The following is a 12,464-nucleotide window of genomic DNA, read 5'->3' as shown; positions in this document are numbered from 1 at the left end:
GAGGTCGGATGGCTCTCATGAGCGACAGCAACAAGAACCATCGTAGCCTTGATCCGGAGGCGACGGAGAAGCTCAAGCGTCAGAGCGCCGAGTTGGCCGCAAGCCTGGAGGCCGGAGATTACGCTCAGGCCATGACCGTGATCAATGAACTCAGTGAGGTTAGGGACCAGAGTCTCTACCGCGAGGTTGGCCGGCTGACCCGAAGTCTTCATGAAGCGATCCGCAACTTTCAGGTGGATCCGCGCAGCGCCGAACAACAGGAAGCGCTGTCAAAAATGACCGATGCCTCGGACCGGCTCGAGTATGTGGTACGGATGACCAGCCAGGCGGCCAACCGCACCATGGATCTGGTGGAGGAGACCATGCCTTTGGCCCACTCCGTCCGCGATGAAGCCTCAGCGCTTCGGGATGAATGGCAGCGATTGCGTCGCCGGGAAATGCAGCCAGCCGAGTTTCGAGAGCTTTATGGTCGGATCGACCAGTTCTTTGTCAGCCTGACAACGGACGCGGATTCGATATACCGGAATCTTTCGGAAATTCTGCTGGCCCAGGATTTCCAGGACCTGACCGGGCAAGTGATCCAGAAGGTCACCACCCTGGTGAAAGAAGTAGAAGAACAGATGCTCAGCCTCGTGGTTATGGCGAGCCATGTGGACCAGATAACCGGCACCGTACACCAGATTGACGAAATCCAGGTTTCGGCAGAAGAGGGTGTTGGCCCGCAGATCAAGGCTGATGAGCGTGACGATGTGGTTTCGGGGCAGGATGACGTTGATGACCTGTTGTCCAGTCTCGGATTCTGAATTAATAGGGAATACTCATGGCGTTTGATGCTGATGATGAGATTTTGCAGGACTTCCTCGTGGAGGCCGGCGAAATTCTCGAGAAGCTGTCGGAGCAACTGGTCGATCTTGAGCGACACCCCGACGACAGTGATCTGTTGAACGCCATTTTCCGCGGCTTTCACACGGTCAAAGGTGGCGCGGGTTTCCTCCAGCTCGATGCCCTGGTGAATTGCTGCCACTCCGCCGAGAACGTCTTCGATACCCTGCGCAACCACAAACGCAAGGTGGATGCGGAGCTGATGGACGTGGTCCTCGAGGCTCTCGATCACGTCAACGCCATGTTTGAACAGGTCCGGAATCACGAGGACCTGACGCCCGCCCCGGATGCACTGATTGCTGCCCTCGATGCGTTCGCGGAGCCTCAGGGCAATGCCGGTCAACGATCATCAGAAGTCCCCGCCGAGACCGGGCAAGGCGGCGCTGAAGAGGGCGGTGATATCACCGACGATGAGTTTGAACAGCTGCTGGACGCCCTTCAGGACGGGGGTGACGTAACCTCGGGTCAGCCCGCCAGTGCTGGTGAGTCCTCAGGTGCGCCTGCCGGGGACTCCGGTGATGACGAGATCACCGATGACGAGTTCGAGGCCCTGCTCGACCAACTTCATGGCAAGGGCCAGTTTGCCGGCGCTCCGGCGCACGATGAGCCTGCTGCCGGCGCCGGGCCGGCCGAACCGGCGTCGTCGGGTAAAGACGATGACCTGATTACCGACGATGAGTTCGAAAAGCTACTGGACGAACTGCACGGGAAGGGTAGTGGGCCCACCGCCACCGATACTGAGAAGGCCGCCGGAGCCGGGTCGTCTGCCGCTGAAGCGCCGAAAGCGCCCGCAGCCAAGCAGAAAAAGGACGAAGCGCCGGGGTCCGCCGAGCACTCCGCGCCGGCGACCAAGGCCGCGGCGCCAGCCACTCCAGCCAGAGATGCGGCGCCGGCGGCGGAGACCACGGTGCGGGTGGATACCAAGCGTCTTGACGACATCATGAACATGGTCGGCGAACTGGTACTGGTGCGAAACCGGCTTCAGCGGCTGGGTGCGGCCAGTGATGATGAACACATGCAGAAGGCCGTATCCAACCTGGATGTGGTGACGACTGATCTTCAGTCCGCCGTCATGCAGACGCGCATGCAGCCCATCAAGAAGGTGTTCGGCCGATTCCCCCGCGTGGTCCGTGACCTTGCCCGAAGTCTGAAAAAAGAGGTGAACCTCGTCATGCACGGCGAGGAGACCGATCTGGATAAGAACCTGGTGGAGGCCCTGTCGGATCCACTGGTTCACCTGGTGAGGAATTCGGTCGATCACGGTATCGAAGCACCGGACGTCCGCGAGAAGGCGGGCAAACCGAGGCAGGGTACCGTTACCTTGTCAGCCGAGCAGGAAGGGGATCATATCCTCCTGTCCATCGAGGACGATGGTGCGGGTATGGACCCGGAAGTGCTGCGTCGTAAGGCCGTTGAGAAGGGTATCTACGAACAGGATGCAGCGGACCGGCTGACCGACAACGAATGCTTCAACCTGATTTTTGCCGCCGGTTTCTCGACCAAGGAGCAAATCTCCGATGTCTCCGGTCGCGGAGTCGGCATGGATGTGGTCAAAACCAAGATCGGCCAGCTCAATGGCCAGATCAACATCGTGTCCGAGCGGGGCAAGGGCTCACGGATCATCATCAAGGTTCCGCTCACCCTGGCGATCATGCCAACGCTGATGATCATGCTCGGCGACCAGTCGTTCGCCCTGCCGCTGGTGAACGTCGTGGAGATTTTCCACCTGGATCTGACCAAGACCAACGTTGTCGACGGGCGCGAGTGCATCGTTGTGCGGGACAAGGTGTTCCCGCTGTTCCACATCAAGCGGTGGCTGGTGAAAAACGCCGCCCGTGAGGACGAGCCGGAGAATGCCCACGTCGTGATCGTGGCCATGGGCACCAAACAGGTTGGTTTTGTCGTCGATCAACTGGTGGGCCAGGAAGAAGTCGTCATCAAGCCGTTGGGCCGGGCGCTGCAGGGTACGCCGGGTATGGCCGGTGCAACCATAACCGGCGACGGGCGTATCGCCCTGATTATTGATGTTCCCAGCCTGCTGCAACATTACAGCTGACCAGGCCAGGGTGGAGCGAGAGATTGGACTTCGTTAGGAGAAATGGATGACAGTTTCTGTCCTGGTCGTGGATGATTCAGGGTTCTTTCGAAAACGGCTCACGGAAATTCTGACCGGCTCGGGCCAGATCAAGGTGGTGGGCGTGGCCACCAATGGCCGCGAAGGTGTGGAGCTCGCTGAAAGGCTGCGGCCGGATGTCATCACCATGGATTACGAGATGCCGATCATGGACGGTATTTCGGCGGTACGGGAGATCATGAAAAAGAACCCCGTACCGGTATTGATGTTTTCGTCGCTGACCTATGAGGGAGCCAGGGTCACCCTGGATGCGCTCGAAGCTGGGGCCGTGGATTTCCTGCCGAAGAACTTTGAGGAAATTGCCCGGGATAGCAGTCAGCTTCAAAAAATTCTCATTGATCGGATTCTGGATGTGGCCCAAAGCCGGCCGGGAGCGCGATCAACGCCGGCTCCCAGCGCCGCCCCCTCCTCACCGGCCCGGCGTGAGACCGCCCCTCCAAGCCCGCGCCCGACGTCCCCGCGGCCAGCCATTGCGCCCAGATCGGCACCGCCGACCGACGAGCCGGAAGCGCCCAGACGGACCGCCCGGCGGGGCGCCGCCAGGCATTACAGCGTTGTTGGTATTGGCACCTCCACCGGCGGGCCGGTGGCTCTGCAGCGGGTGCTGACGTCGTTGCCGGCCTCGTTTCCTGCGCCGATCGTTCTGGTTCAGCACATGCCGGCGAGTTTTACGCCGGCATTTGCCGAAAGACTCAATAAGCTCTGCAAGATCCAGGTGCGTCAGGCTGAAGACGGAGACGTGCTCCGACCGGGCCTTGCCTTACTCGCTCCGGGCGGCAAACAGATGATGATCGAAAACCGCGGCGGACAGGCCCGGGTACGTATCCTGCCCGGTGATGAGCGCCTTAACTACAAACCCTGTGTCGATGTCACATTCGGCTCGCTGGCCCGAAGTTTCCCCGGCAAGACCCTGGGGGTCATCCTGACGGGCATGGGCTCGGATGGTAAGGATGGCTGCCGGATGATGAAGCAGACCGGATCGGTTGTCTGGTCCCAGGATGAAAAAACCTCGGTCATCTATGGCATGCCGATGGCGGTGGCCCGGGCAGGACTCAGTGACGAAGTTCTGGCACTCGAAGAGATCGGGCCGCGACTGATGGAAGGGGTCGCCTGATGGATATCCTCAGTCTGCTCGGTATCGTACTCGCCTTTGCGGCCATCCTGGGTGGCAATTTGCTGGAAGGTGGGGCACTGGGTTCCCTGTTCAACGGTCCGGCAGCGCTCATCGTCGTGGGTGGAACGCTCGCGGCGACCATACTGCAGACATCGTGGCCGGTGTTGAAGCGGGCATTCACCCAGGTCCGTTGGGTGTTCGTGCCGCCGTTTATCAGCATGGAGGATGGCATCGGCAAGGTCATAGACTGGAGTGTGAAAGCGCGCAAGCAGGGGCTGCTTGGTCTTGAGGGTCTGGCGGAACGTGAGCCCGAACCGTTTGCCCAGAAGGGCCTTCAATTGCTGGTGGACGGGGCGGAGACCGAGACCATCCGCAGCATCATGGAAGTGGATCTCGAGTCCCGGGAGCAACGGGACCTGGAGTCGGCGAAGGTGTTCGAGGCCATGGGCGGATATTCGCCCACCATTGGCATCATTGGTGCGGTGATGGGCCTGATCCAGGTCATGACCAATCTGGAAGACCCCCAGTCTCTGGGGAGCGGGATTGCCACTGCCTTCGTGGCGACGATCTACGGTGTCGCCCTGGCGAACCTGCTGTTCTTCCCGGTGGCGAACAAATTAAGGGGCATCATCCGCGACCGAACGCGGTACCAGGACATGATGATCGACGGCATCATTGCCATTGCCGATGGTGAGAACCCGAAATCCATTGAAATGCGACTGCGGGGCTTTCTGCAGTAATCATGGGCAGGCCAACTTATGCGGCGGCGTAGGCAACCCCAGGAAGATCTCCACAACAAGGAACGCTGGCTGATTTCCTATGCGGATTTCATCACCCTCCTGTTCGCGTTTTTTGTGGTCATGTACTCCGTTTCCTCCGTTAACGAAGGCAAATACAAAGTCCTCTCCGAAACCCTGACCGGCGTGTTCAATGCGCCGCAGCGATCCGTTGAGCCGATTGCGGTGGGCGAGCAGCCGCCGCGATCTACCGCGACCCCGTCCGATGCCGTGATCCCGCCGGCAGTCACCGAGGCCCCGCGTAATTCAGAGAGTGATGCCCAGGCCCGAACCGAAGCCCTCCGGACCATGGCCGACCAACTTGCTATGGAATTCGATGAACTGATCGAGCAGGGTGTGGTGACGATGGAGACCAGCGACCGATGGCTGGAACTCAATCTGCCGAACAGTCTCCTGTTTGGCAGTGGAGACGCCGAGCCGCACTACGATGCCTTTGAGGTGGTGCAGAAGATCGCCAGGGTTCTGCGCGATCGTGATAACGCGGTCAAGGTGGAAGGGTTTACGGACAACCAGCCCATCAATACACCGAGATTCCCCTCTAACTGGGAGCTTTCAACCGCCCGGGCAGCCGCGGTGGTTCGAATGCTGACGATGGAAGGGGTCGAGCCGGAGCGGATGGCAGCGGTCGGTTATGGTCGGTTTCAGCCGGTTGCCCGCAATGATACCAACGAGGGCCGGAGGCGAAATCGGCGGGTCGTTCTCCTGATTTCCCGTGATGCCAGTGTCCGTGGCGCGATGCGCTGATACCGGTTTCGCAGCCCATCTGTATGGCTGCCTTGGCATGGTTCCTGTATTACTCCGAGGTAATGAATTCCGGCCGGCAAGCGATTGCCGTTTCATCTCATTTTGCGGGCTCTCAGGGGTCAAGTTGCCGACGAACCGGCCGATAAACCGGGAGGCAGCGGGGTGAGTCCGGCTGCAATGACGTTTTCTCTGGAGAAACAAGCGTGCGAATCTGGGCTGTAGCCAATCAAAAGGGCGGTGTGGGTAAGACCACTTCCGTGGTGGCGTTGGGCGGTTTACTGGCCGAACGTGGCAAGCGTGTGCTTGTGGTTGATCTTGATCCCCACGGTTCACTCACGAGTTGGTTCGGATACGACCCGGATACCATTGCCCACAGCGTGTTCGACCTTTTCCAGCACCAGGGCAAGGTGCCCGTGGGGCTACCGGCCCAGCTGATCACTGAAACGAGCTGTAACGGGATGTCCCTGCTGCCTGCCAGCACCGCTTTGGCGACGCTGGAGCGTCGGATGGTGGGGGTCGAGGGCATGGGGCTGATCGTCTCCCGCGCGCTGGCGCAGTTATGGGACGATTTCGATTACGTGCTGCTGGATAACACACCATCGCTCGGGGTGTTGATGGTGAATGCGTTGGCGGCCGCCCAGCACCTGGTTATTCCGGTACAGACCGAATTTCTGGCCATCAAGGGCCTCGAGCGGATGCTGCATACCCTGAAAATGATCATGCGGTCCCAGAAAAACGAGCTGCCATACACCATCGTTCCTACGCTGTACGATCGCCGTACCCAAGCGTCGGTGAAGAGCCTGAATCTGCTTCGAAAAACCTACTCGGACAGCCTCTGGCGGTTTGCCGTTCCTGTGGATACCAAGTTCCGGGATGCCAGTCAGTCAGGCGTTGTGCCATCGGCGCTGGATGCGGAAACCCACGGTGTACGCGCTTATGCCCACCTGCTTGAGGACTTGCTGGCCCGCACCGGTTCCGTGAAGGAGCGTCAGCATGCCTGACGAAAAATTGACGAGACTGTCTGACCCGGCCAGCGCCATCGCCAGTTATCTGGATGACCTCCTGCATACGGCGACGGATAGCGCCCTGCTGGAAGAGTCGGTCGTAGAGGCTCCGGCACCTGAAGCCAGCCCGCAGGTAGACGAGCCGCCAGTCCCGGAGCCGGTCATCGAGAAGGCGCCGGCTCCGGAAACGCCGGAACCCGAGCGTGTCACCGGACCGCAGACCGAGTTGCAGCCGGCAGCCTCCGAACCGCCATCCCGGCCCGATTGGTCCGGTGCTCCGTTCGAATGCCTGATCTTTACGGTGGCCGGTCTGCAGTTGGCGGTTCCGCTGATTCTGCTGGGCGCGATTCATCGCGTTGAAGAGGAAATCCGGCCGATCCCGGGAAGCCCGCGCTGGTACATGGGCATACGGCCTGATCGGGATCAGAACCTGAGGGTGGTGGATACCGCCGAATGGATCATGGCGGGACGAGTGCCCGAGAATGCCCGTGACAACTATCGCTTTGTTATTCGACTGGACAACAGCGAATGGGGACTGGCCTGTGACGACGTGGCGCAGTCCTTCACGCTGAAACCGGATGAGGTGCGCTGGCGAACCGCCCGAAGCAAGCGACCCTGGCTGGCCGGAACGGTCATCGATCACATGTGCGCCCTCATTGACGTGCGCACCATGGCCGACCTTCTTGTCCGGGCTGAACGTGAGCACCATCTCGACCTGAGTTGAGAAAAACGCGGTTACCGAATGAAACTGTGCCACGCTGGCACGGATTGTGCCCCCGAATATAGTATTGGGCACTGATGATGATTTTTTGACGATCAGGTTGCCCGCCGGGCAGCCACAGAGGAGATACAGTGCTATGGCAGCCCCGAGCGGACAACACAATCAGGTCCAGGACGATCAGGTACTGCAGTACGTGACCTTCCGTCTGGATGACGAGACCTACGGTCTGAACGTCATGCAGATACAGGAAGTGCTGAGATACACGGAGATAGCGCCTGTACCGGGTGCTCCCGATTATGTCCTCGGCATCATCAACCTGCGGGGCAATGTTGTCACGGTCATCGACACCCGTCGCCGGTTTGGTCTGGCGGATGCGGAAGTGACCGACGCGACCCGGATCGTAGTGATGGAATCCGCTAACCAGGTAATGGGTATTCTGGTGGATTCTGTGGCTGAGGTGGTCTACCTGAAGTCCAGTGAAATTGAGACTGCACCGAACGTGGGTAACGAGGAAAGTGCCAAGTTTATCCAGGGCGTGTGCAACAAGGATGGTGAACTGATCATCCTGGTTGAATTCGACAAAATGTTGTCAGAGAACGAATGGGCTGAAATCGCCGCACTGTAAACGGGAAATCCCCGCTCAGTAGTGCTCCGGATGGACGCCTTTCGTCATTAAACTACGGGAGACGTCCGTCATGTTTGCAGAAATTCCGTCCTACCTCCCCTGGGGGCTGACTGTTCTGGCCCTTTCGCTGGTTCTGATCCAGGGCGTTGCTCACGGGCGCCAGATCCGGCAGCTGAAAACCTCGCTCAAGGACCGCTGCGATATCCTTGGCCGGGAGCTGCACGCGACCACCAGCGGCAGCGTCGGCGTCGGCCAGCGGCTGGTCGCCTGCGAACGACAGCTCCACGAACTGCGAACCACGCTGGACGAGATGCGCCAGAACGACCCGCTGCGAATCTCCTACGATGAAGCCTCCCGGCTGGTCGACCTGGGTGCCGACATCGACGACCTCATGAATACCTGCGGTATCTCCCGCCCCGAAGCCGAGCTGGTCTCCGCGTTGAAACGGCGACAGGTGGCCTAAACCGGTCCGGAAGTCTTCGGGCGCGCGCTCAGTCGCTTTCCCGGTTTGCGGGTCGGGCATCGTCGGGTGTCCGGCCCCGGATGTGGAAGGCGAAGGCCAGTATCTCGGCGATCACCCGGTACAGGCTCTCCGGAATTTCCTCATTAAGCGAGAGTCGGGCCAGAATGCTGGCCAATTCGGCGTTCTCATAAAGCGGCACATTGTGCTCCCGGGCTATCCGGATAATTTCCTCTGCCAGTTCATGAGTGCCGGTGGCGGCAATGATTGGAGCCTGCTCGCCCTCGTATTTCAGCGCGACGGCCGCGTTGGCGGCCTGTCTGGTCGTACCATTGGTCATGCTCTTGTATCCACCAGTCTGTGTTCAAGGCGTGTGGCCGACGTCTGAGGGGTTCCCCGTCGACACTCCAGATCGGTCACCTCCAGCCCAAGGTCGGTCAAGCTCTGCCTGAGCAAGGGCAATTCCTCGTTAACCTGTCGCAGAGTGCTCTGCTTCTCGGCCCAGACCCGGGCGCTGACCGATTGCTGGCGCAGTGTCACGTCGAAGTGCAGGGGGCCGGCTTCATCCAGGTCCATGGCCAGCGAGAGTCGCCATTCACTGGCGGCAGCTTTCTGCGTTTTCTCCTGGTTTGCGCGGTCGTCCGGGTATTGCTCCAGGCGCAGCTGTGCGACCCGGGGTTCGTTCTGGGGGGTGACCCAAGGCAACTCCAGCAGCAGGGTGGACAGAGGTGCGGGCGCGTCACCGCCGGCCCTCGCTGTCAGTACCTGGCTGTGGAGCTGGTTCACGGTAATCCGGTTGAGCATGCCCGCCAGAAGCCGAAGCATCTGGCCGACGGTGGTTGATTCGCTGGCGGAGGAGGGAGCCGATGTTTGGACCGGGGCCTGGGGAAACTGCAGGGGAGCCATCACGAGCTCCGGGCTGGCCAGAGGTGTCAGCCGGTTAAAATGCTCCGGGCCCTGGCCCTGCTGGGCGAGCAGGGCGGTAATGACCCGTCCGATCGCCAGTTTCAGATCTGGCAGGTTGGCAGAGGGCGTTTGGGTCAGTCTCGATTCGGCAAACAGACCGCTTTCGTTGATCCATTGCTTGATCTGTTGCAGCGGCTGATCCTGACGGCCGCTGCCGGGGGTGAGCGTGGTGGTCGAGGGCAAGCGGGCGAGCACCTGCTGAATGCTTTGTCGGGCTGCTTCCGGCAAGGGTTGGCTCGGCCGTGCCGAGGGCAACTGGCCGGGAACGGGTTCTGGCTTCAATCCCTGGGTCAGGCTGGACAGCAATTTCGTGAGGCCGCTCTCCAGATTTTGCTGCCAGGGCATGTGCTGGACCAGGGCTCGTGCGATACCGGTTTCCTGGGCCGGTGCCAGCTTGCCCATCAACTGCAATTCATTGCCTGCCCGCATGACCTTGACCCAGTCACCGGTTTCCAGGCGAGTGTTGCCAATGGCCGCGTCGACCAGCAAAGACTTGCCCCGAACGTCCAGAAGCACCTCGGACGTTGCATTCCCCTGTCGGGTGATAATCTCGGCGACCCGCGCCAGTGTGGTTTGCCGATTGGCCAGCAACGCGTCAAGCTGCTGTCGCGCCGACGGCGGCACATTGTCCAGGTTCACCCCATTCGACGTTGACGTTCGGACCGGTGAGATTGGGTGTTGCCCGGCGGGTTGGGGAGGCTGTTGGCCAGTCGGTAGTTTCATCGCTATCGATTTGATGTTGGGCAAGAGTAATCCGTTAACGCTTCCGTTATAATACGCCGCGCTGGCGGGTCTTGCCGTGACTAATGTCCGCATCCGCCGCGCCAGTCTTGAATACACCCGATGCCGCATGAGCCGTGCATCGTCCTGGTTACGGGGCCCCGATGTCTGAGCCGTTACTACAGGCTGCCAATCTGCAGTGTGAACGAGATGAGCGGATACTCTTCCGTGACCTTTCGTTTTCCATACTGCCCGGTACAGTCACCCGTGTCGAGGGTGCCAATGGCACGGGCAAAACCACACTGCTCCGGATTCTGGCCGGGCTCAACGATGCCTGGTCGGGCGACGTACTCTGGCGCGGGCAGTCACGGACAACCCACCGGGAAGAGTTTCTGCGCAATACGCTGTATCTGGGCCACAGGCCCGGCATCAAGGCATTGCTAACACCGTTGGAAAACCTCCGGGCGTTGACGGCATCCCGCCGACCGACGACCGACTCCGTGTTGCGCGAGGCGCTGGCGGGTACCGGGCTGGACGGCTTTCAGGATGTCCCCTGCCGCAAGCTGTCTGCCGGTCAGCAACGCCGGGTGGCCCTTGCCCGCCTGCTGATTGCCGACGAGCCTCTCTGGTTGCTCGATGAAGTGTTTACCGCCATTGATGCAGACGGTGTCCGCGCCATAGAGGCGTTGCTGCAGCATCGTGCGGATGAGGGCGGTGCCGTGGTCGTCACCACCCACCACAACCTGCAACTGCCGGGCATGCATCGGGTCGTTCTGGGCGGAGAGTTGAGCGATGAACGCTGAAGCCCGGCCCGTGATCAAGCCCCTGAGTTCGGGGGTCGGCAATGTTGCCGCCATGAAGGCGGTGTTCAGCCGTGACATGAAGGTGGCGTTTCGACAGCGCCAGGACCTGCTCAACCCGTTGCTGTTTTTTGTCATGGTGGTGACGCTCTTCCCCCTTGGTGTTAGCCCGGAAGTGTCATTCCTGCGGGAAGCCGGTGCGGGTATCCTGTGGGTAGCGGCGCTGTTGTCCGTGCTGCTGTCGCTCGATCACCTGTTCCGGCACGATTTTGATGACGGTACGCTGGAGCAGTTGGTGCTTCAGCCGCAGCCGTTGTTTTTGCTGGTGCTGGCGAAGACGGTGGCACACTGGGCGCTGACCGGGCTGCCGCTGGTGCTGCTGGCCCCGGTTCTTGGGGTCATGGTGCATCTGGAAGGGAACTCCATTGCAGTTTTGTGTCTAACGCTGCTGATTGGTACGCCGGTGCTGAGTCTGATCGGGTCTATTGGCGCGGCGTTGACCCTCGGATTGCGGTCAGCGGGTGTGCTCTTGTCCCTGCTGATCATTCCGCTGTACATTCCGGTCCTGATTTTTGGCACGGGCACGGTCGCCGCGGCTGCCGAGGGAGCGTCGGTTGACGCTTACCTGGCCCTGATGGGGGCTTTCCTCGTCCTGGCAGTCACGCTGGCCCCGTTTGCGGCCTCGGCGGCATTGCGAATCAGCCTGTCAAACAGCTAGGAAGACGTTGATGATGTTTAGGGTATCCAACTGATGTGGCAGATCTTTCATAAACTGGGCTCCCCCAAATGGTTCTTCGGGATTGCAACCCGGTTAATGCCCTGGCTGCTGGCGGGTGGCGTACTGCTGTTAATGGGCGGCATCGTGTGGGGCCTGGGATTTGCGCCCAAGGACTATCTCCAGGGCAACAGTTACCGCATCATTTTTATCCACGTGCCCACAGCGTTCCTGGCGCAGTCCGTCTACATCATGATGGCCGTGGCCGCCGTCGTGACACTGGTGTGGCGAATGAAGCTGGCCGACGTCTTTGTCAAAGCGGTGGCACCGGTTGGCCTGGTGCTGACGTTCCTGGCCCTCTTCACCGGCGCTGTCTGGGGTAAGCCGACCTGGGGAACCTGGTGGATCTGGGATGCCCGGCTCACGTCCATGTTGATCCTGCTGTTCCTCTACGGCGGCGTGATTGCCCTCGATCGGGCGATCAACGATGAGAAATCGGCGGCCCGGGCTGTGGCGGTGCTGGTCTTGGTCGGCGTGGTGAACATCCCTATCATCAAGTATTCGGTGGAGTGGTGGAACACCCTGCACCAGCCGGCAACGTTCAAGCTGACCGAAAAGCCGTCCATGCCGCCTGAGATGTGGGTGCCGCTGTTGCTGTCCATCCTCGGTTTGTACTTGGTGTTTGGCTGGCTTGCCTGCCTGCGTATGCAAACCGAAATTCTGGTCCGTGAGCAACGCACGCGCTGGGTAAAAGATCACGTTATGGCGGGGAGGGCCTGATC

14 protein-coding genes are annotated in these 12,464 nt (G+C 60.4%); 12 read left to right on the top strand and 2 right to left on the bottom strand.

Translation table 11 applies throughout. The features are described 5' to 3' along the window. The first annotated feature begins 17 nt into the window (after positions 1 to 17). From KXD86_RS04485 to KXD86_RS04445, 9 genes are all read left to right on the top strand, one after another. A complete protein-coding gene (locus tag KXD86_RS04485; RefSeq protein WP_218634869.1) occupies positions 18 to 803 on the top strand; it encodes a protein phosphatase CheZ in 786 nt (261 codons plus the stop codon). 17 nt (positions 804 to 820) lie between these two features. Beyond that, entirely contained in the window at positions 821 to 2,938 is a 2,118-nt protein-coding gene (locus tag KXD86_RS04480) for a chemotaxis protein CheA (RefSeq protein WP_218634868.1), read from the top strand. 46 nt (positions 2,939 to 2,984) lie between these two features. Next, entirely contained in the window at positions 2,985 to 4,130 is a 1,146-nt protein-coding gene (locus tag KXD86_RS04475) for a protein-glutamate methylesterase/protein-glutamine glutaminase (RefSeq protein ID WP_218634867.1), read from the top strand. Beyond that, positions 4,130 to 4,870 carry a flagellar motor protein gene (locus tag KXD86_RS04470; RefSeq protein WP_218634866.1) on the top strand — a complete coding sequence of 247 codons (741 nt, stop codon included), beginning with the start codon at positions 4,130 to 4,132 and terminating at the stop codon, positions 4,868 to 4,870. The genes KXD86_RS04475 and KXD86_RS04470 overlap by 1 nt, the downstream gene beginning before the upstream one ends. An 18-nt stretch (positions 4,871 to 4,888) precedes the next feature. Continuing rightward, the gene (motD, locus tag KXD86_RS04465) at positions 4,889 to 5,671 is read left to right on the top strand and encodes a flagellar motor protein MotD (RefSeq protein ID WP_218634865.1); all 783 of its coding nucleotides are present in this window, start codon (positions 4,889 to 4,891) and stop codon (positions 5,669 to 5,671) included. A 203-nt stretch (positions 5,672 to 5,874) separates the two neighbouring features. Beyond that, positions 5,875 to 6,672: a ParA family protein gene (locus KXD86_RS04460; protein ID WP_218634864.1), complete on the top strand. Its 798-nt coding sequence runs from the start codon at positions 5,875 to 5,877 to the stop codon at positions 6,670 to 6,672. After that, positions 6,665 to 7,399: a chemotaxis protein CheW gene (locus KXD86_RS04455; RefSeq protein ID WP_218634863.1), complete on the top strand. Its 735-nt coding sequence runs from the start codon at positions 6,665 to 6,667 to the stop codon at positions 7,397 to 7,399. The genes KXD86_RS04460 and KXD86_RS04455 overlap by 8 nt, the downstream gene beginning before the upstream one ends. Positions 7,400 to 7,532: 133 nt before the next feature. After that, a complete protein-coding gene (locus KXD86_RS04450; RefSeq protein ID WP_218634862.1) occupies positions 7,533 to 8,021 on the top strand; it encodes a chemotaxis protein CheW in 489 nt (162 codons plus the stop codon). Between the two features lie 70 nt (positions 8,022 to 8,091). Beyond that, positions 8,092 to 8,484 (top strand): DUF2802 domain-containing protein, encoded by a 393-nt coding sequence (locus KXD86_RS04445; protein ID WP_218634861.1) that lies wholly within the window; start codon positions 8,092 to 8,094, stop codon positions 8,482 to 8,484. 28 nt (positions 8,485 to 8,512) lie between these two features. Here KXD86_RS04445 and KXD86_RS04440 read toward each other — a convergent pair whose 3' ends face one another. Further along, positions 8,513 to 8,821, bottom strand: coding sequence for an EscU/YscU/HrcU family type III secretion system export apparatus switch protein (locus tag KXD86_RS04440; protein WP_218634860.1), 309 nt, complete (start codon positions 8,819 to 8,821; stop codon positions 8,513 to 8,515). After that, on the bottom strand, positions 8,818 to 10,086 hold the full coding sequence (gene fliK, locus KXD86_RS04435) for a flagellar hook-length control protein FliK (protein WP_312846252.1): 1,269 nt from the start codon (positions 10,084 to 10,086) through the stop codon (positions 8,818 to 8,820). Before fliK ends, KXD86_RS04440 begins: the two co-directional genes overlap by 4 nt. A gap of 245 nt (positions 10,087 to 10,331) precedes the next feature. Between fliK and ccmA the strand changes: the two genes are divergently transcribed. The 3 genes from ccmA to KXD86_RS04420 are packed head-to-tail and all read left to right on the top strand — an operon-like array spanning position 10,332 to position 12,462. Beyond that, complete coding sequence (gene ccmA / locus KXD86_RS04430; protein WP_218634859.1) at positions 10,332 to 10,970, top strand: cytochrome c biogenesis heme-transporting ATPase CcmA; 639 nt, start codon at positions 10,332 to 10,334, stop codon at positions 10,968 to 10,970. Then, entirely contained in the window at positions 10,960 to 11,685 is a 726-nt protein-coding gene (ccmB, locus tag KXD86_RS04425; RefSeq protein WP_218634858.1) for a heme exporter protein CcmB, read from the top strand. Before ccmA ends, ccmB begins: the two co-directional genes overlap by 11 nt. Positions 11,686 to 11,718: 33 nt before the next feature. Next, on the top strand, positions 11,719 to 12,462 hold the full coding sequence (locus KXD86_RS04420) for a heme ABC transporter permease (RefSeq protein WP_218634857.1): 744 nt from the start codon (positions 11,719 to 11,721) through the stop codon (positions 12,460 to 12,462). Positions 12,463 to 12,464: the final 2 nt, after the last annotated feature.

This window comes from Marinobacter arenosus, from assembly GCF_019264345.1.
In the GTDB taxonomy this organism is placed as follows: Bacteria; Pseudomonadota; Gammaproteobacteria; order Pseudomonadales; family Oleiphilaceae; genus Marinobacter; species Marinobacter arenosus.
This window is presented reverse-complemented; position numbering and strand designations above follow the sequence as displayed.